20 protein-coding genes are annotated in these 19028 nt (G+C 64.9%); 10 read left to right on the top strand and 10 right to left on the bottom strand.

The window, feature by feature from the left end:
* Nucleotides 1-47 precede the first annotated feature (47 nt).
* Nucleotides 48-977, top strand: a complete 930-nt coding sequence (locus tag K410_RS0110935; protein ID WP_028134884.1) for a bifunctional helix-turn-helix transcriptional regulator/GNAT family N-acetyltransferase — start codon at nt 48-50, stop codon at nt 975-977.
* Between the two features lie 191 nt (nt 978-1168).
* Here the strand turns inward: K410_RS0110935 and moaB are convergent, their stop codons facing one another.
* Together moaB and ypfJ are read right to left on the bottom strand one after the other, a co-directional pair.
* Entirely contained in the window at nt 1169-1732 is a 564-nt protein-coding gene (gene moaB / locus K410_RS0110930; protein ID WP_028134883.1) for a molybdenum cofactor biosynthesis protein B, read from the bottom strand.
* A 203-nt stretch (nt 1733-1935) separates the two neighbouring features.
* Nucleotides 1936-2877 carry a KPN_02809 family neutral zinc metallopeptidase gene (ypfJ, locus tag K410_RS0110925; protein WP_028134882.1) on the bottom strand — a complete coding sequence of 314 codons (942 nt, stop codon included), beginning with the start codon at nt 2875-2877 and terminating at the stop codon, nt 1936-1938.
* Between the two features lie 424 nt (nt 2878-3301).
* Here ypfJ and K410_RS0110920 point away from each other — a divergent pair, with 424 nt between their 5' ends.
* The 3 genes from K410_RS0110920 (at nt 3302) to K410_RS0110910 (ending at nt 5763) form a co-directional block, all read left to right on the top strand.
* The gene (locus tag K410_RS0110920; protein WP_028134881.1) at nt 3302-4432 is read left to right on the top strand and encodes a site-specific DNA-methyltransferase; all 1131 of its coding nucleotides are present in this window, start codon (nt 3302-3304) and stop codon (nt 4430-4432) included.
* A gap of 192 nt (nt 4433-4624) precedes the next feature.
* A complete protein-coding gene (locus K410_RS0110915; protein ID WP_028134880.1) occupies nt 4625-4951 on the top strand; it encodes a hypothetical protein in 327 nt (108 codons plus the stop codon).
* A gap of 125 nt (nt 4952-5076) precedes the next feature.
* Nucleotides 5077-5763 carry a glutathione S-transferase family protein gene (locus K410_RS0110910; RefSeq protein WP_028134879.1) on the top strand — a complete coding sequence of 229 codons (687 nt, stop codon included), beginning with the start codon at nt 5077-5079 and terminating at the stop codon, nt 5761-5763.
* A 55-nt stretch (nt 5764-5818) separates the two neighbouring features.
* Here the strand turns inward: K410_RS0110910 and K410_RS0110905 are convergent, their stop codons facing one another.
* The 5 genes from K410_RS0110905 to K410_RS0110885 form a co-directional block, all read right to left on the bottom strand.
* Nucleotides 5819-7828, bottom strand: coding sequence for a HAMP domain-containing methyl-accepting chemotaxis protein (locus K410_RS0110905; protein ID WP_028134878.1), 2010 nt, complete (start codon nt 7826-7828; stop codon nt 5819-5821).
* A 256-nt stretch (nt 7829-8084) separates the two neighbouring features.
* Entirely contained in the window at nt 8085-10631 is a 2547-nt protein-coding gene (locus K410_RS0110900) for an HWE histidine kinase domain-containing protein (protein ID WP_028134877.1), read from the bottom strand.
* Nucleotides 10628-11209, bottom strand: a complete 582-nt coding sequence (locus K410_RS0110895; RefSeq protein ID WP_028134876.1) for a biliverdin-producing heme oxygenase — start codon at nt 11207-11209, stop codon at nt 10628-10630. The genes K410_RS0110900 and K410_RS0110895 overlap by 4 nt, the downstream gene beginning before the upstream one ends.
* 137 nt (nt 11210-11346) lie before the next feature.
* The gene (locus tag K410_RS38420) at nt 11347-11562 is read right to left on the bottom strand and encodes a YjiS-like domain-containing protein (protein WP_245269360.1); all 216 of its coding nucleotides are present in this window, start codon (nt 11560-11562) and stop codon (nt 11347-11349) included.
* 5 nt (nt 11563-11567) lie between these two features.
* Nucleotides 11568-12011 carry a nuclear transport factor 2 family protein gene (locus tag K410_RS0110885; protein ID WP_028134875.1) on the bottom strand — a complete coding sequence of 148 codons (444 nt, stop codon included), beginning with the start codon at nt 12009-12011 and terminating at the stop codon, nt 11568-11570.
* A gap of 91 nt (nt 12012-12102) precedes the next feature.
* On the opposite strand from K410_RS0110885, the gene K410_RS0110880 reads away from it, so the two are divergent.
* On the top strand, nt 12103-13017 hold the full coding sequence (locus tag K410_RS0110880; protein ID WP_028134874.1) for a LysR family transcriptional regulator: 915 nt from the start codon (nt 12103-12105) through the stop codon (nt 13015-13017).
* A 118-nt stretch (nt 13018-13135) separates the two neighbouring features.
* Here K410_RS0110880 and K410_RS0110875 read toward each other — a convergent pair whose 3' ends face one another.
* The gene (locus K410_RS0110875) at nt 13136-13756 is read right to left on the bottom strand and encodes a glutathione S-transferase family protein (protein ID WP_028134873.1); all 621 of its coding nucleotides are present in this window, start codon (nt 13754-13756) and stop codon (nt 13136-13138) included.
* A gap of 127 nt (nt 13757-13883) precedes the next feature.
* On the opposite strand from K410_RS0110875, the gene K410_RS0110870 reads away from it, so the two are divergent.
* A complete protein-coding gene (locus K410_RS0110870) occupies nt 13884-15161 on the top strand; it encodes a flavin-dependent oxidoreductase (RefSeq protein ID WP_028134872.1) in 1278 nt (425 codons plus the stop codon).
* 223 nt (nt 15162-15384) lie between these two features.
* On the opposite strand, the gene K410_RS0110865 is transcribed toward K410_RS0110870, so the two are convergent.
* Nucleotides 15385-15804 carry a PaaI family thioesterase gene (locus tag K410_RS0110865; protein ID WP_028134871.1) on the bottom strand — a complete coding sequence of 140 codons (420 nt, stop codon included), beginning with the start codon at nt 15802-15804 and terminating at the stop codon, nt 15385-15387.
* Nucleotides 15805-15854: 50 nt separating this feature from the next.
* A complete protein-coding gene (mutY, locus tag K410_RS0110860; protein WP_028134870.1) occupies nt 15855-16970 on the bottom strand; it encodes an A/G-specific adenine glycosylase in 1116 nt (371 codons plus the stop codon).
* Between the two features lie 83 nt (nt 16971-17053).
* Between mutY and K410_RS0110855 the strand changes: the two genes are divergently transcribed.
* The 4 genes from K410_RS0110855 (at nt 17054) to K410_RS0110840 (ending at nt 18925) form a co-directional block, all read left to right on the top strand.
* Nucleotides 17054-17338, top strand: a complete 285-nt coding sequence (locus K410_RS0110855) for a type II toxin-antitoxin system RelE/ParE family toxin (protein WP_028134869.1) — start codon at nt 17054-17056, stop codon at nt 17336-17338.
* Complete coding sequence (locus tag K410_RS0110850; RefSeq protein ID WP_028134868.1) at nt 17310-17633, top strand: HigA family addiction module antitoxin; 324 nt, start codon at nt 17310-17312, stop codon at nt 17631-17633. The genes K410_RS0110855 and K410_RS0110850 overlap by 29 nt, the downstream gene beginning before the upstream one ends.
* A 9-nt stretch (nt 17634-17642) precedes the next feature.
* Nucleotides 17643-18134: a DUF721 domain-containing protein gene (locus K410_RS0110845; protein WP_028134867.1), complete on the top strand. Its 492-nt coding sequence runs from the start codon at nt 17643-17645 to the stop codon at nt 18132-18134.
* Between the two features lie 134 nt (nt 18135-18268).
* Nucleotides 18269-18925, top strand: coding sequence for a DsbA family protein (locus K410_RS0110840; RefSeq protein WP_028134866.1), 657 nt, complete (start codon nt 18269-18271; stop codon nt 18923-18925).
* Nucleotides 18926-19028: the final 103 nt, after the last annotated feature.

The raw sequence follows: 19028 nt of genomic DNA, 5'->3' as shown, positions 1-19028 counted from the left end.
GCTAAAATCAAACAATTATTTGACAATGGCAAGTATTGAGGTGATCCATGCCGATCGACGCTATCGACGACCCCATTGCAGCGGTCCGCGCCTTCAACCGCTTCTATACCCGCAAGCTTGGCGTGCTCGACCAGCATCTTGGAAAGAGCCCGTTTTCCCTCAGCGAGGCCCGGGTGCTGTATGAGCTCGCGCAACGCGACGAGCTGGCGGCCAAAGAGATCGGAAGCGAGCTCGGTCTCGACCCCGGCTATCTCAGCCGCATCGTCCAGAGCTTCGACGAAAAGGGTCTGATCGCACGAAGGCCCCTGCCCGCGGATCGCAGGCAATATCAGCTCAGCCTCACCGCCAAGGGCCGCCAGGCGTTCGCCAAGCTGAACCTGAGCTCGCAAAACGAGGTCGCCGCAATGCTGGCTCAGCTTTCGGCCAGCGATCTATCGCGGCTCACGCAAGCCATGGCGACCATCGAATCCGTGCTGGAGCAACGCCGAAGCCAGCCCGCGGCTGTCATGCTGCGCAGCCATCGCGTCGGCGACATGGGCTGGGTCATCTCCCGACAGGGCGCCGCCTATGCCGCGGACTACAACTGGGACATCAGCTACGAGGCGCTGGTCGCCGAGATCTGCGCACAATTCATCAGGAACTACGACGCCGCGCGCGAACATTGCTGGATCGCGGAATTGGGCGGCGAGCCGGTCGGCTCGGTCTTTCTGGTCAAGGCCACGGACGAGATCGCCAAGCTGCGCCTGTTGCAGGTGGAGAAGAAGGCACGGGGCCTCGGTGTCGGTCGCGCGCTGGTCGAGCAGTGCATCCAGGGCGCACGTGAGCGGGGTTACAGCAAGATGACGCTGTGGACGCAGAGCATCCTGGTCGCCGCGCGCGGCATCTACAAGAGTGCAGGCTTCAAGCTGGTCGCCACCGAGCCGCATCACAGTTTTGGGCAGGATCTGATCGGCGAGACCTGGGAGCGCGATCTCTGATCTCGCAGCGAGCGAAATGCGCGTTGCTGCGCCCTCTCCCCTTGCGGGAGAGGGCATGTCAACTGGCAAACGCAAGCTCGCTTGGGTGAGGGGTATGTCTCAGCGAACGTCGGTGCGCGCGGAGACAACCCCTCATCCGGCGCTTTGCGCCACCTTCTCCCACCAGGGGAGAAGGGAAGGAAAGCAAGAACTCACGTCGTCGCGCCCTGGGCCTTCGGCCTTCGCAGATGCTCGTCCAGACGCGGCATGATCTCGACGAAATTGCAGGGCCGCGTACGGTAGTCGAGCTGGGCCGCGAGGATGCCGTCCCAGCCGTCGCGACAGGCGCCGGGAGAGCCCGGCAGGCAGAAGATGTAGGTCGCACCTGCAACGCCCGCCGTGGCGCGGCTCTGGATCGTCGACGTGCCGATCTTGGCGTGGCTCAGCATGTGGAACGCGATCGAGAAACCGTCCATGCGCTTTTCGAACAGCGGCTCGACTGCCTCCGGCGTGACGTCGCGCCCGGTAAAGCCGGTGCCGCCGGTGGTGATGACGACGTCGACGCCGGCATCCGCGATCCAGCGGCGAACGACGTCGCGGATCGCCTCGATGTCGTCGGTGACGATCTCGCGCGCGGCGAGATGGTGACCGGCAGCGGTGAGACGATCGACCAGCGTCTGGCCGGACTTGTCATCCGCCAGCGCGCGGGTGTCCGAGACCGTGAGCACCGCGATATTGAGCGGGATGAACTGCTTGGTTTCGTCGATGGAAGCCACGACTTCACTCCTGTTTCCCCAGCCTCGCCGTCATCCTGAGGTGCGCGCCCTGCATCGCAGGGCGAGCCTCGAAGGATGGGCCCGGGGGCTCGTCCTCCTTCGAGGCTCGCCGAAGAGGCGAGCACCTCAGGATGACGCCACTACTTCCGAATCCCAAGATGCGCAATCGCGCATCATAATTCGTGCTGCGTCCGGGGCACGAACTACAGCGCCCCCGCTCCGAACGTGTTGCAGGCCTGGACCGTGCCCTGCTGGTAGCCGGTCATGAACCATTGCTTGCGCTGCGCCGCCGAGCCGTGGGTGAAGGAATCCGGCACGACGCGGCCCGTCGACTTGCGCTGCAGTGTATCGTCGCCGATCGCGCTCGCCGTGGTCAGCGCAGCCTCGATGTCGCCGGGCTCGAGGAAGTTCGGACGCTTCTTCGCCTCGCGATTGACCCAGACGCCGGACAGGCAATCGGCCTGCAACTCGACCTTGACCTGGAGCGCATTCGCCTCCGCCTTCGAGCCTGCCTGCTGCTGCAGCCGCGTCACCCGCGGAATGATGCCGAGCTGGTTCTGGATGTGGTGGCCGACCTCGTGCGCGATGATGTAGGCGGTGGTGAAATTGCACGCCGACTTGCCGGAGCAGCCGCGGAAGCGCGTCTCGACCTCGCGGAAGAAACCGGTGTCGAGGAAGATGGTGCGGTCCGGTGGACAATAGAACGGGCCCATCGCCGATTGCGCCATGCCGCAGCGCCCGCCATTGGTGGCGTTGCGGAACAGCACGATCTTCGGCCCGGTATAGGACTGGCCCGAGGCCTGGAAGATCTCGCTCCAGCGATCGTCGAGCTCGCCGAGGATTCCGGAGATCATGCTGCCCATCTCGTCGGTGGGCGCGCCGCGCTTGCCGGAGGAGGCCTGGCGGTCGGTCTGGTAGCTCGGGGCATGGCCGCCGCCGGTGAGTATCTCGGCGCCGCCGATCAAAATGCGCGGATCGATGCCGAAGGCGTAACCGACGAGACCGAGGATGATGATGGTGCCGATGCCGAGCCCGCCGCCGCCCATGGGCAGCCCGAACCCGCCGCCTCCGCCGCCGCCAAAGCCGCCACCTTCGTCGCGACGATCCTCGATGTCGTCGCTGCGGCGGAAGTCATCGTAACGCATGGCGGCCTTCCTTTGGGGTCCCTGATTCAGGTTCGTCGGTGTCGTCCGGCGCATAAACGCGAAAGCTCAACGCGCCACACACGTAAAATTTCCGTTGCTTTTATCAATATCGTGGCCGGCAAAAATTGCCTAGTGCGGCAACATGCCGATGCCAGCAATTTTTTCCGAGGGTCGAGCAATTTTTTCCGAGAGAAATTTGCGGCCTTTTTCAAGCCACGATTGCTTTCGCCAGTCAGCGATGCGCGAAATGCACTGTAAAATACGGCGAATGCGCGCGACGACATGCACGCAGAACGCGACTTGAGGCCTGCTCAGCAAAGCGGCGGGTTAAGTCGATTTTTACTTTGCCGCTTCAATGTAACGGTCAGTCGGTTGTTTGGTCCCGCGTCGCCGACAGCGTCGCCTGAGTCAGAGTTCTTGAGTCATGGTAGAGTCGCGTCGCGGGGCGTCTGCAAGGGCGCCCCGCACAAATTTTGAGTCTCCGTCGCATCGCGTCATCCTCGGTGATTGCGTCGCCGAGATGTCGAAGCTTCAGGCCGGTTCGGTCGATCTCGTGTTCGCCGACCCGCCCTACAATCTCCAGCTCAAGGGCGATCTCAAGCGCCCCGACGAATCCCATGTCGACGCCGTCGACGACGACTGGGACAAGTTCGATTCGTTCTCCGCCTATGACGATTTCACCCGCGCCTGGCTGCTTGCCGCACGCCGCGCGATGAAGCCGTCGGCGACGATCTGGGTGATCGGCTCCTATCACAACATTTTCCGCGTCGGCGCCATCATGCAGGACCTCGGCTTCTGGCTCCTGAACGACATCGTCTGGCGCAAGTCGAACCCGATGCCGAATTTCCGCGGCCGCCGCTTCACCAACGCGCACGAGACCATGATCTGGGCCGCGCGCGACGAGAAGGCCAAGGGCTACACGTTCAACTACGAGGCGCTGAAGGCCGCCAATGAGGACTTGCAGGCACGGTCCGACTGGCTGATTCCGCTCTGCACCGGCGAGGAGCGCCTCAAGGGCGCCGACGGCAAGAAAGTGCATCCGACGCAGAAGCCCGAAGGCCTGCTCGCGCGGGTGCTGCTATCCTCGTCGAAGCCCGGCGATCTCGTGATCGACCCCTTCAACGGCACCGGCACCACCGGTGCGGTGGCCAAGCGCCTCGGCCGCTCCTATATCGGCTTCGAGCGCGACAAGACCTATGCCAAGGCCGCCGAAGCGCGCATCGCCAAGGTCGAGCCGCTGCCGGAAGCGAGCCTCGCCCCGTTCATGACCGCGCGCGAGGCGCCGCGGGTCGCGTTCTCCGAGCTGATCGAGCGCGGCATGATCATGCCCGGCACGAAGCTGTTCGACGCCAAGAAGAAGCTCGGTGCCCTGGTGCGCGCCGACGGCGCCATCATGTTCGGCGACAAGGTCGGCTCGATCCACCGCATCGGCGCGGTGGCGCAAGGCGCGCAGGCCTGCAACGGCTGGACCTTCTGGCACGTCGAGACCAAGAAGGGTCTCAAGCTGATCGACGAGCTGCGCGCCGAGATCCGCGCCGGCATGGCGGCGGAGTAGTTTTCCGCCCCATCATTCCGGGGCGCGCGCGAAGCGCGCGAGCCCGGAATCCATCTAACCGCGTCCCATGCCGCCCAATCGATTCCGGGCTCGCGCTTCGCGCGCCCCGGAATGACGGCGGCGTGAGTTGAACGCCGCCGCGGCTGGGACTAGACTTGCCCAATCAGCCTCCGTCCTGGCGGGACTGCTCCCATGCGACGACAGTCCGAGACATTGCTGTTGGTGCCGCTGCTGCCGATCTTCCTGGTCGGCATGTTTCCGATGTTCCTGATCGCCCTGCTTGGCTTCTTCGGCCTCGCATTGTTCGGCGTGCTCGTGATCTGCGTCGGGCTCGCCAGCAGCAACGAGGCGCATGACAATTTCAATCACGACGTCATCGTGCACGGCTATGCGCGCGGATCGGAGCGGGCGGCGCGGGCGTCCGACATGCATCTCGCCGCGCGGCCCGGGCTGCGCCTGGAGGCGGTCGGCGCCGCGATGGTCGTTACGGCGGCAATCGGCCTTTGTTACGCCGGCTGATCTGCGCCGCGCGCAGATACCGCCCGGCAAACTCGCCGGTTGCTCCTTCCGACGCGGTTAGGGCAAGAGAGGCGGCGCGGCACTGACGCTGCATTCGCGCCTGGCAACAAATCCTGGGGAGATCGATGCTCAAATTCTATTTCAACGGATCGCCGAACCCGACCAAGGTCGCGCTTTACCTGGAAGAAGCAGGCCTGCCGTACGAGCCGGTGAAGATCGACACCCGCAAGGGCGAGCAATTCACGGCGGACTATCTGAAGATCAATCCGAACGGCAAGGTGCCGGCCATCGACGACGACGGGACGATCGTGTTCGACTCCAACGCCATCCTGCTCTATCTCGCCGAGAAGACCGGCAAGTTCCTGCCCGCCGCCAGCCTGCGCGGCGAGACGCTGTCATGGCTGATGTTCGTCGCCACCGGCGTCGGCCCCTATTCGGGCCAGGCGGTGCACTTCAAGCATTTTGCACCGAAGGACCAGAACCACGACTACGCCCACAACCGCTACCAGTACGAGACCGATCGCCACTACAGGATTCTCGACGCCCGGCTCGAAGGCCGCCGCTACATGATCGGCGACAGCTATTCGATCGTCGACATGGCGCTGTGGGGCTGGGCGCGGATGCTGCCGTTCAAGCTCGGTGACGACGCCTTTGCGCGATACCCGAACGTGAAGCGGCTGCTGGACGAGATCTCGGCGCGCCCCGCAGCAGAGCGCGCGATCGCCCTCAAGGACAAGTTCACCTTCAAGGCCGAGATGGACGACGAGGCGCGCGCCAACATGTTCAAGCACATGACGACCAAGGTCGCCTGATCGCGCGACTTCAGCTGGGGCCACGCGCAAGCGCGTGGCCCTTTGCTTTCGAGACTCAGGCGGCGTGAACCGAGCTCAGGAACCGGGCGACTTCCTGCTTCAGCCGGCTGCTGTCGGCCGACAGTGAACGCGCCGCGGACAGCACCTGGGACGAGGCCGATCCGGTTTCGGAAGCGCCGCGCTGCACGTCGCCGATATTGGTCGAGACGCGCTGCGTGCCGTGCGCCGCTTGCTGGACGTTGCGGGAAATCTCCTGCGTCGCCGCGCCCTGCTGCTCCACGGCGGCGGCGACCGCCGACGAAATCTCCGACAGCCGCTCGATGGTACCGCTGATCTCCCTGATGGCGCCGACCGACTGCTCGGTCGCAACCTGGATGTTGGAGATCTGCTGGCCGATCTCGCCGGTGGCTTTCGCGGTCTGCTCGGCCAGCGCCTTGACCTCGGAGGCGACCACGGCAAAGCCGCGGCCGGCATCGCCGGCGCGCGCCGCCTCGATGGTGGCATTCAGCGCCAACAGGTTGGTCTGGCCGGCGATGGTGCTGATCAGCTCGACCACGTCGCCGATCCGCGCGGCGGCCTTGGAGAGCTCACCGACATGCGCGTTGGTCTTGCTCGCCTGACCGACGGCCTCGCCGGCGATCCGGGCGGATTCCTGCACCTGGCGGGCGATCTCGGACACCGAGGAGGAGAGCTCCTCGGTCGCCGAGGCGACCGCCTGCACATTGGCCGACGCCTCCTGCGAGGCGCTGGCCACCTCCGTCGACAAATCCTGCGCCCGCGAGGCGGTCGTGGTCAACGTGCCGGCGGAGGCTTCGAGCTCGTTCGACGCCGACGACACCGTGTTGACGATCTCGCCGACGGCCTGTTCGAACTGGTCCGCCAGCCTGGCCATGTCCTTCTTGCGGCTTTCGGCCTGCCGCGCCTCGAGCTCGGCCTGCTCGGCGCGCATGCGCTCGGTGTCGATCATGTTGTCCTTGAACACCTGGATCGCCTTGGCCATGTCGCCGATCTCGTCGGCCTTGCCGCGGCCGGGAATCTCGACCGCCAGATTGCCGCCGGCAATCAGCCCCATCGCACGCGTCATCGAGGTCAGGGGACCGACGATGCTGCGGGCGATCAGGAATGCGACGATGCCGCCGAACAGGATGGCAAGACCGCCGGCAACCGCCTGAATGGTCGTCGTGCCGGCGATCACGTCTTCGGCATGGGTGCGCGAATCCTGATAGTCCTTCTTCAGGGTCGTTTCAGCGGCCTTGAGCCTGCCGATGCTGTCGACGATGAGGGGCGCGAGGTTCTTGTGGTAGATCTCGTCGGCCTGGAGCATCGCGGCGGAGGTGGTCTCGAACGCGGATTTGTAGATGCCGAGCGCGGTCTTCACCGGCGCGAGCGTTGATCGCAATTCCCCTGCCTGCGGGCTTTTCTCGATCGCCGCGAGCCGTTGCGCCGCCCTGTCCACACTGGCCCGGAACGTGGCCGGCCCCTGGGTGTCGCGCAGGGCCAGGAAACGCCAGTTGGCGACCCGAACCAGGAGGACCCTGGATTCGAGGTCGGCAACGAGGGCCGCGGTGTCTTCGTCGACGGCTGCGCGCGCCGTATCGACCAGCTTGGCCATTTTCACGGCCAGCTCTTCGCCACTCGGCAGCAACGTCGCCTTGCCCGTTCTCGCCTCGTTGACGGCGTCTCCGAGGTTGTCACGCAGGCGTCGCATCTTGGCGACGTCGTCGATGAGGCCGTTGTAGAGCGCCCGCCGCTCCTCCGAGAGCGTCCCCTTCGCGCCGACCCGCAACAGCTCGATCGCCGCGGTTTCGCGCTCTTGCGCTTCTTTCATTGCGGGTTCGTTGGCATCGTAGATGTAGCGCAGATTGGCGCGCTGGATGGCCTGTAGGTGGGTTGAAATCTCCAGCACCCGCGCCGTGCTGTCCGAGAGCGCGGATTGTCTTGCGACCTGATCCTGCACCGCCCGCAAATTCCAGACCGCCACCACGGCCATCACGAGACCAACCGCCACCAGGGCCATGAAGCCTGCGTACAGGCGTCCCCTGATCCGCAAACGAAACTTCGGCATTCCCACTGTCCACCAAGATGCATTTCACTTCGAGCGGCCGAACGAATCCGGCGATCGTCAGCGGCCACCCGGCAGCCGCGCGTCGCGTCCTCGCGACCCACGCTGCACCGCGACACAATGGGGGACACTCGTTAATTGAACCTTCAAATTCTTCGCGCGCACGCGCATCGGCGCACATGGACCTGCTGATATTATCGGCAGCTATGCGAAGTCATGCAAGAATTTGCAGCGGCGTGCATAGCGTGCACGCAAATCCCTAGAGGACGCTGGCCTGCTGCAATTTGCCGAGTGCGTGCTCGACCACTTCGAGCGTGTAGGGCTTCTGGACGACCGGCACCGAGGCAAGCTCGGCCGGAAGCGGCGCGCGCTCGCCATAGCCGGTTGCGAAGATGAAGGGCACGCCGATCTCTTTCAGTTTCTGCGCCACCTTGATGCTGCTCTCGTTGCCAAGGTTGAGATCGAGCAGGGCAAAGCTCGGCCGCGAACGCTCGATCGAACGCAGCGCCTGATCGACGCTGGCGGCGGTGTCGACGTGGCGGGCGCCGAGATCGAGCAGGATGACCTCCGCCGCCATTGCGATGATCAGATTGTCCTCGACAATCAGCGCGGTCTCGGACAGTCGGGGACGACTGGACTGCTGCTCCTCGATGCGCATGGCGGCTCCTGCTATTGATGGCACGAATTCTACGAAGTTTGCGGGGATGACGAACTTCGCCTGCACTCCCAGAAGATCGAAGCGGATCTCGGCATCGCCCTTGAGATCGAACGGCACCGAGCGTTCGATGATCGTGGTGCCGAAGCCCCGCCGCGACGGCGGCTGCACCGGCGGGCCGCCGCTTTCCTTCCATTCGATCACGAGACTCGACGACGGATCGAGCCGCCAGACCACCTCGACGCTGCCGGTGGAATCGGCGAGCGCGCCATATTTGGCGGAATTGGTCATCATCTCGTGGACGACGAGCGCCAGCGTCGCAAACGCCTTGGGATCGAGCGCGACATCGGGCCCGCCCATCTTGATCCGGCCTGCACGCGCGCCGAGATAGGCGCCGGCCTCGGATTCGACGAGGGTCCGCAGCGCCACCGGCGCCCAGTTCAGATTGGTGATCTGGTCGTGGGCGCGGGCCAGAGCCTGGATGCGGCCGCCGAGAACGCTGGCAAACTCCTCCACGTTCGTCGCGGTGTCCTTGCTCTGCGCGACCAGCGCGCGGACCAGGCTCAGGATGTTGCGAACGCGGTGATTGAGCTCGGCGATCATCAGTTCCTGCCGCTCCTGCGCACCGCGGCGCTCACGCGCGGCGAGATCGGACAATTGCAGGATCACTTCCAGCAGAGTGACGCGCAGGCTCTCGGCGATGCGGATGTCGGCCGCCGACCACGGTTTCGACTGGCCTGCCACCGTCTCCTGCCAGAGCTCGAAACTCTTGCGCGGCGTCAGCCGCGGTCCGTTCGGACCCTCGTCGTAGACCTTGTCGGGAGCGCCGGCCCAATTCACGGACCGCGTGACCTCGCGCCGGAAGAAGATCAGGCAGTCGCGCGGCGTTCGCGAGATCGGAATGGCGAGAAACCCCGCGGCGCGGTCGCGGAACGCCTGGCCGGCGGCATAGATCTTGGCGATCTCGGCGCTGGCGAAGATGCGCCCCGGCGAATTCCGGTTGATGAAGGCGACGAGATCCTTCACCTCGTCCTCGGTCGGCGTCTCGCCCTGGAGCGCGATCTTGTTGTCGGACCACACTGCGACGCCATCGCAGTCGATCATCTTGCGATAGTCGCCGAGGAAATCGACGATCGCGCGCCGACTGTGCTCGTGCGAGGCTGCGAGCTCGATCAGCCGCTCCTGGACCTGATGGGCGCGGGCTTCATAGGCGACGTCGCCCTCGCGTTCGCGCCCCTCGACGATCCAGGAGAACATCTGCCCGAACAGCTCGGACGCCGTCCGCTTGTCGAACGAGATGTAGCGCGGCGAATAATGATGGCAGGCGAACAGACCCCACAGCTTGCCGTCACGCAGGATCGAGACCGACATCGAGGCGGCAACGCCCATGTTGCGCAGATATTCGATGTGAATCGGCGAGACCGAACGCAGCACGCTCATCGAAAGGTCGAGCAGCCCGGCATTGTGCGTGGGGGTAGATACCAGCGCAGCCGGCCTGGAGTTGATATCGGCAATGATGCGTAGCCAGTTGCGCTGATAGAGGATGCGGGCCTGCCGGGGAATGTCGGAGGCCGGGTAATGCAAGCCGAGGAAGGATTCGAGCCCGGCTTCCGCAGTCTCGGCGATCACTTCGCCCGATCCGTCGGGATGAAACTGGTAGACCATGACCCGGTCGAAACCGGTCAGCACCTTGAGCTGGCGCGCCGCCTCACGCGCGAGATCGGTCATGCCGCGCGTCTTGCGGATCCGGTCGAGCATCAGGCGGACCAGCTCGCCGGAATTGACGCCCGGCTCGTGGACGCTCGGCTCCGCTTCGACGATCAGGTAGACGCCGGAGAAGTGGATCGAGAGATCGTAAAGCGGCTTGCCGGGCTGGAGCTCGAGACCGAACAGGCGCTCGGTGGCATCCGGGCCGCTCAGATGGTCGACATGGCTGCGGATGGTCGCGACGGCGGCTTCGGAGATGACGGTCGACAACGGCCGCTGGAGCAGATCGGCAACGTCGCTTCCGAGAAAGCTGCCGACATTGTCGGAGGCCATGCAAATGGTGAAATCCGAGAGCACAGCGAGCAAGAAGCCGAACGGCTGCACGCTGCCCGGAATATGGATCGGCTCGCGATCGCAATTGGTGAGATTGACCGCCTCGTTCATGCGCGATCCGCCGCCTGATCGAACGCGGCGAAGGCAACGCGCGCCGCCGCAATCACCTCGGCTTCGTCGCAGACCTCGCTTTCGAGCTTTGACAGGAAGTTTTGCCAGAGCCGCTTGCCTGTCCCGTGGCGGAGATAGAGGGTGGCCGCACCGATACGCGGATCGGCCGCATCGGCGACCGTCTTCAGCAGAAATTTCGCGCCCAGGCGGGAACCCTCCAGCACGTACATGGTGCCGAACACGCCGCTGCGCGTGAGCGGCGGCACCGACACCATCGCCGCCGCGGTTGCGCCCAGGCGATCCAGATCGGTCGCAATGGCAGCGCTCCGCGACCGCTCCGGCCAGTCTGGAAAGATGCCGTCCACGCCGGCGTCCGCCAAGGCGGCCTCGAGCGGAAGAAGGGCACCAGCACTGGCATGCAGGAAGCGGCAATAGCCGGAAACGCCGGTCAGGTCGAACGCGGACAATTGCGCATCGAGCTCGCGATGGGCGTCCGACGTCGCATCCCTTAGGCGTTCACGCAGACCGGATGAGCTGCGGCCCACATGTCTCGTAACGTCCGAAGCCCCAACCAGCATACAAGTCCCAGAAAGCCCGCGGTCTCGGGGCGCGATTGCCCCGGAAACCGAAGGAAACGTCGGGGAGCCGCAAAGGTTCCGGAGGGTTGGAGATTCAGCGGAAGCGGCGCGAGCCGCGCCGCTCCCTCGTCATCGATCTATTTGCGCCGCACAGGCTTCTTCAGTTCGTAGCCGATCTCGGCCCGGGTCGTGCCGCAATCCTGAAGCTCGCGCTCGGTCATCGCGGCGAGCTGGCGCCGGACTCGGGATCGCTGTCGCCGGGCCCGCGCGAACTCCACCAGCGCCCGCCACATTCGTACAAGCACCGCGAGGCGGGACGGACAGGGCCGGGCGGTGAACGCGACGTCGTCCAATCCGGTCAGCTCGCGACCCTCACGGCTGCCTGCGGAAATGGCCCCAGCGCCCTCTCCGTCAGGATCGAGTCGCAATATTCGCGGATTTCCTTGATCTTGCCGCCCTCGAGACGGAACACCAGGCAATAATCATTGTCGTAGCGCACGTCCTCGGCCGTGACGTTGTCGCCCTTGGCCTCCACGACGACCACGTCGCCGTCGGCGATGAAGCGGTGCGCCACCGTGCGCGTGCGGTCGCGCAGACGCTTGCGCACATAGCCGTGCAGATCGTTGAGGATCGCCTCCTTGCCCGAAAAGGTGCGCGACCAGGAATACTGGCCGGTGACCACCCATTTGGCGTCGTCGGCAAGGCTTGCGGTGAACAGGGCGCGATCGCGCGCGGCCGGATCCGGATCGGCGGCAGCGGCGAAAATATCCTGCATCAGTTTCTTGTTGGCGGCAGCGCTCATGGCGGCATCTCCGTTTGGTGAGAACACCGAGATCATCGCCGGCCGATCTACATTCTTCAAATCGATAGTGGATATGATATGTATTCACCCTATGAATTTGAATTCGCTCGACCTGAACCTGCTGACCGCACTCGACGCATTGCTGCGCGAGACCAGTGTCAGTCGCGCCGCGCTTCGGATGGGCTTGTCCCAGCCGGCGGCGAGCCATGCATTGCAGCGCCTGCGCGACATTCTCGGCGATCCCCTGCTGGTGCGCACCGGCGCGCGGATGGAGCTTACGCCGCGGGCCCTTGCGCTGCGCGCCCCGCTGGCGCAGGCGCTGGATCAGGTGCGCGGGCTGTTTGTGCCTGACGACTTCGATGCGGCGCGCAGCGAGCGGCAATTCCGCCTGATGATGCCGGATCTCGCGGTCGAGCTGTTGGTGCCGCGGTTCATGGAGAAGGTGACGCAGGTGGCGCCCAACATCCGCATCGACGTTGTCCCGTGGCGGGGATCTGCGATCTTCCACGCCGAATTCGCCCGCACCATCGACCTCGTGATCTCGATCGGAAACGCCTTCAAGGGATTTCACCGCCAGCTGCTCTATACCGACAGCGACGCATTGGCGGTGCGGCGCGGTCATCAGATAGGCGTGAAGCTGAAGCGGCGCGAAAGCTTCCTGGCCGCACGCCATGTCGGCGTGATCATTCGCGGCAGCAATGAGGATTTAATCGACACCTGGCTGCGAGCCAAGGGCATCGAGCGGCACATTTCGCTGGTGGTGTCAGGCTATCTCGAAGCGCTGCACGTCGCCGCCCGCACCGACCTCGTCGCCTTCGTGCCGCGCCGGCTGATTGCCGCATTGTCGAAGCAGCTCGGCCTCGTCACGGTGACGCCGCCGCTCGACCCCGGCATCGACGAGCAGTTCATGTTTTATCCGACCCGGGCTCAGATGGACCCCGGCTCGATCTGGCTGCGAAGGCTGATGCTGGAGACGGGACGGGGGTTGGAGAAGAAGGGTTCGTAGGGCGGATTAGCAGGCGGCTGCGCGAAGCGCAGTCGTCTGCGTAATCCGCCACGGTCTATCCGCTAGGAAGCAAAGACGGCGGGTTACGCTTCGCTAACCCGCCCTACAAATCGGGCTCCTACGCCTTCTGCGCTTCCATCACCTTGCGCACCGCGGGGCGCTCCGACATGCGCTTGTAGTGATCGGCGATCTTCGGCGTCGCATTGATGTCGACGCTGTCGCCTTCGAGCCAGGTGGAGAGCGTGAAGAGATAGGGATCGCAGATCGTGTACTGCTCGCCCATCACCCAGGGTCCCCCGAACATCTTCTGCTCGATCAGCTTGAAGCAGGCGGCCATGGTCTTCGGAACCATTGCCTTCATGTCGGCGAACGAGCTCTCCTGGGTCGCCCAACGCGCGCCGCGCATCTTGTGGGCGTGGTTGATGTGCACGGTCGAGCACAGATAGGAATTGAACGACTGCACCTGGGCGAAGTCGAAGGGATCGTCGAGCGGCGCGAGCTTCGCCTTGGGGAAGGTCTGAGCGAGGTAGGCCAGCATCGCCGGCGTCTCGGTCAGGACGCCGCGATCGGTCACCAGCGCCGGCACGCGGCCCTTCGGGTTGATCTTGAGATAATCAGGGCTGTTCTGCTGGTTGTCCTTGAAGCTCAACCGTTCGGCCGTGTAGTCGGCGCCGGCCTCCTCCAGGGTGATGTAGGTGGCGAGCGCGCAGGTGCCGGTGGCGTAGTAGAGCTTGAGCATGTCGGACCTCGTGGGGAAAATCCGAGGTTAGCGGCCCTCCGCCGTGCCGTCCATAGGCGACCTCTTCGCAGTTGCCCACCGCCGCCCGGCTGTGCGAAGACGCCGTCAATCGGAGGGGGACCTTGTCATGACCGTACTCATCGCCGGCGGCGGCATCGGCGGGCTGACGCTTGCGCTCAGCCTGCACCAGATCGGCGTTCCCGTGAAAGTGTTCGAGAGCGTCGCCGAGCTGAAACCGCTCGGCGTCGGCATCAACGTGCTGCCGCATGCGGTGCGCGAGCTGATCGAGCTCGGGCTGCTGGACAAGCTGGATGCCAGCGGCGTGCGGACGCGCGAGCTCGCCTATTTCTCCAAGCACGGCAAGCCGATCTGGAGCGAGCCGCGCGGGCTGGAGGCCGGCTACAAATGGCCGCAATTCTCGATCCATCGCGGCACCCTCCAACAGATCCTGCTGGACACCGCGGTCGAGCGGCTCGGCCGCGAGAACATCCTCACCAGCCATCATCTGACCGGATGGACCGAGACCGCAAGCGGCGTGCGCGCCGACTTCATCGACCGCGCGACCGGCAAGGCGGCCGGGACCCATGAAGGCGCGATCCTGATCGCCGCCGACGGCATTCATTCCGCCGCGCGAGAAAAGCTCTATCCGAACGAAGGCCCTCCGATCTGGAACGGCCGTATCCTCTGGCGCGGCGTCACCCCGGCGAAAGCCTTCCTCACCGGCCGCACCATGATCATGGCCGGGCACGAGATCCTGAAATTCGTCTGCTACCCGATCAGCAAGGAGCCCGACGCGAACGGCAACCACCTGATCAACTGGGTCGCGGAGCGGCACATGCCGCCGACCTATCAGTGGCGGCGCGAGGACTATAACCGCACCGCGCGCCTGGAGGAGTTCCTGCCCTGGTTCGAGAGCTGGACGTTCGACTGGCTCGACGTGCCCGGTCTGATCAAGAACTGCCCGCACGCCTATGAATATCCATTGGTCGACCGCGATCCGGTCTCGCAATGGACGTTCGGCAAGGTCACGCTGATGGGCGACGCCGCACATCCGATGTACCCGATCGGATCGAACGGCGCCTCGCAGGCGATCCTCGATGCCCGCGTCATCACCCGCGAGATTCTCACGCATGGTCCGACCAACGCGGCGCTGCTCGCCTATGAGGCCGAGCGCCGGCCCGCGACCACCGATCTCGTCCTGCTCAACCGCAAGAACGGCCCGGAGCAGGTGATGCAGCTGGTCGAGGAGCGCGCGCCCGAGGGCTATAAGATCGTCACCGACGTGCTGTCGCAGCAGGAGCTGGAAGACATCGCCGCCAATTACAAGCGCGTCGCCGGATTTCAGGTGGAAGCGCTCAACGCCAAGCCGCCGATCGTGAGCAAGGATGCACGGGCGAGTGCGTAACGTGCTCGCTCGAGGCGAGATGCGCATGAATGCGCCCTCGCCCCTTGCGGGAGAGGGCGGCGACGTCGGTAGACCCACATTCGCTTGGGAGAGGGGTAGTCTCGGCGAGTTCGTCTCTCGCGATTTGAATTCGCGGAGAGATACCCCTCATCCGGCGCTTCGCGCCACCTTCTCCCGCAAGGGGAGAAGGAAGAGGGAGTGCGGTGCTAGACCAGTGCCGACCTCACTTCACCACCCGTGCCGCCTCCAGCAGCCGCTCGCTCGCGCTCGCTGTCGCCAGCACCGTGCCGTCCTGCGCCATCAGCTTGGCCTCGACGAAGGCGATGGTCTTGCCGAGCTGCGTCACTTTGGCCTCGCCCATAATTGGCCCAGGCTTGGCCGGCGCCAAAAAGTTCACGGTCATGCTGATGGTGGTGGTGTAGAGCCGGCCCTCGCTCATCACGAGCACCGCCGGCCCCATGGTGTCGTCTAGCATGGCCGAGAGCATGCCGCCCTGAATGAAGCCCGCCGGATTGCAGAATTCCGGCTTGCCCTCGAAGGCGAGCCTGATCCAGCCGTCCTGCGGGCGGGCATCCAGCAGTCGCCATCCCAGCAGCTCGGCACAGGGCGGTCTCGGAAAGTCGTCGAGTGCGGTCTTGACCATTGGCAGCCTCCATTCGCGATCCCTAGCGCAGCGCTGCTGCCAGCATGCTGTCAGGAAGGTCGGCGCGGTGTAAGATCCAGCACATGCGCGATCACCTTGCGCATGAGGTTGGGCAGCGCTTCATCGGCAAGGGTCGCGGTCGGCACCCAACGCATGCCCTCCGGTGCGCGCGTGTGCGCCGCCGCCTGCGCGGTGTAGACCACGAGCTCCAGCGGAAAATGCGTGAAGACGTGGGTGACCACGCCCGCCTTGCGTTGCCAGCGCGACAATCCCTTCAACTCGGGCGCCTGCCGCTTCGCGGTCGCGTCGTCCTGGCCGGCGAGCCAATCCGAACCCGGCACCTCGGTCATGCCACCGAGCAGCCCCTTGTCCGGCCGGCTGCGGACCAGCAACTCGTCGCCGCGCGTCACGACGAAAGCGGCGCCCCGCCGCAACGTGCCGCTCTTCTTCGGCGCCTTGCGGGGAAACGTCTCCGGGGTGCCCTGCGGATACGCGATGCAATCCTCGTTCAGCGGGCACAGCGAGCACGCCGGCTTCTTCGGCGTGCAGATCGAGGCACCGAGATCCATCAGCGCCTGTGCGCTGTCTCCGGCCCGGCTGTCGGCCAGCAGCGTCTCCGCCAGTCGCTGGATCAGCGGCTTGGCCTGCGGCAGCTCTTCCTCGACCGCAAAGAGCCGCGACACCACGCGCTCGATATTGCCGTCGACCGGCATGGTGCGGCGGTCGAAGGCGATCGCCGCAATCGCCGCCGCCGTATACGGCCCGATCCCCGGCAGCGCGCGCAAGCCCTCCTCGGTGTCGGGAAAGACGCCGCCATGCTCGCGCGTTACCGCGACGGCACAGGCATAGAGGTTGCGTGCGCGCGAGTAATAGCCGAGCCCGGCCCACATCCGCAGCACGTCATCCTGCGAGGCGCTCCCCAGCGCCGTGACATCCGGCCAGCGTGCGACGAATTTCTCGAAATAGGGCCCGACCGCCTTCACCGTGGTCTGCTGCAGCATGATCTCCGAGAGCCAGACGCGATAGGGGTCCGACGCCTGCCCCGGCGCGGCGCGCCAGGGCAGCCGGCGGCGGTGGCGGTCGTACCAGGCGAGCAGCAATGACGGGCGAGCCGATGGCATGGGCGCCGTCGTGCTACGTTCTTTCCTGCGCGCAGACGAGGACATTCGTCTTTCCTAGAGGAGGATTCCGCCCCTGGCCAGCGCAACCCCACCATTGCGCACTATAACGCCATACGTTATACACAAGCATGATCCAGAGCTTCGCCAACTCCGAGACAGAGTTGATCTGGTCCGGGCGGCGAAGTCGAAAACTGCCGCCCGACATCCAAAATGCGGCTTTGCGAAAGCTGCGTTTGCTGAATCAAGCACGGGTGTTGGCCGATCTCAGGGTTCCGCCGGGCAACCGGCTCGAAGCCATGAAGGCTGATCGCCAGGGCCAGCACTCGATTCGGATCAACGATCAGTGGCGCATCTGTTTTGCTTGGGACGACGGAGGACCGAGAGATGTCGAAATCGTCGACTACCACGACTAGGAACGGTCTCCTCCGCAATCCTCATCCCGGCGAAATCCTGCTGGAGGAGTTCTTGAAGCCGATGGATCTCAGCCAGAACGCGCTGGCGCGCGCCGTCCGGGTGCCACCGCGGCGCATCAACGAGATCGTCCTTGGCAAACGCGACATCACGGCCGACACCGATCTGCGGCTCGCCCGCTATTTTGGTCTGTCGGAAGGCTTTTTCCTGGGACTCCAGATGGACTACGATCTGATGCAGCGACGGCGCGAGATCGATCGAGACCTCAAGGCCATCCGGCCACGCGCGGCGGCCTAGTTCCGGCCGATGTCCAAATTCCCACCCAAACCCGGCCCCATCAGCGCCAAGCCGCTCGGGATCCTGCTCGACGACGTCTTTGCCGAGGCCTATGCCAAGCAGGGATTCGCGGCGCGCGAGCTGGTGACGCGGTGGGCGCAGATTGCGGGAGCCGAGATCGCCGCCCATGCCGAACCGTTGAAGATGCAATGGCCGCGGCCGGTGGAGGGCCAGCCGCAGGAGCCGGCGACCCTGGTGCTGCGGGTCGAGGGACCGATGGCCCTGGAGATCCAGCACTCCGCCGACGTGATCCTGGAGCGGGTCAATCGCTTTTTCGGCTGGAGCGCGGTCGGCAAGCTGGCCTTCCGCCAGGCCCCTCTGTCGCGGCCCCAGGCCCGGAAGCGGCCGGCCCCGCCGGACCCCAAACGCGTCGCCAAGGTGGCCGAGAGCCTGGGGGAGATCGAGGACGAAGAGCTGAAGACGGCGCTGGCCCGGCTCGGGGCCGCCATCAAGCGAAATTGAGCCTCATTTCGCGGCCAATCTGGACCCGTCCTCGTCGCTCGCCATTGCCTCAAACCACGTTTCAAGCTAGCGACAGGCCGCCCGGGAACCTCAACAAGCCCCGAGGCGACACCACGCCAATTCGGGAGCCGACCGTGATCATCACCCGCCGCGCCTTCACCACGATGCTGTCGCTGACCGGGCTTGCCGCGCTCGCCGGGCTCTCGCCGCTCCGCCTCATCTCCGACGCCATGGCACAGTCGGCCGCCGACGTTGCCAAGCCGGTGTCGCTGCCCGACATGGCGCTCGGCCCGAAGGATGCCGCCGTCACCATCACCGAATATGCCTCGATGACGTGCCCGCACTGCGCCGTCTTCAACGAGCAGGTATTCCCCAAGATCAAGAAGGAATACATCGACACCAACAAGGTGCGTTACATCTTCCGCGAGTTCCCGCTCGACATCAAAGCCGCCGCCGGCTCGATGCTGTCGCGCTGCATCGCCAAGGACGACGCGCCGAAATATTTCGCGGTCACCGACATGCTGTTCCGCCAGCAGAACGACTGGGTCATGAAGAACACCACCGAGACCCTGACGCGGATCGGCAAGCAGGCCGGCCTTACCCAGCAGCAGGTCGAAGCATGCCTGAAGGATCAGGCGCTGCTCGACAAGATCGCCGCCGACCAGAAATACGCCAGCGACGTGCTGAAGGTGGATTCGACGCCGACCTTCTTCATCAACGGCGAGAAGATCAAGGGCGAGACCTCGTTCGAGGAGTTCGCCAAGAAGATCAATCCGCTGCTGAAGAGCTGATTCGCACGCGACAGCTCTGATTCGCGCATCCAAAGCCGTATCTTTCCCGGCATAAATCCCTTGGGAAAAGCGGTTTTCGCCGGTTGCCCTCGCTGCCCACCGC

It is taken from the genome of Bradyrhizobium sp. 22 (assembly GCF_000482425.1).
Taxonomy (GTDB): Bacteria; Pseudomonadota; Alphaproteobacteria; order Rhizobiales; family Xanthobacteraceae; genus Bradyrhizobium; species Bradyrhizobium japonicum_B.
Note: the sequence above shows the minus strand (reverse complement) of the source record. Positions and strands in the feature narration are given on the sequence as shown.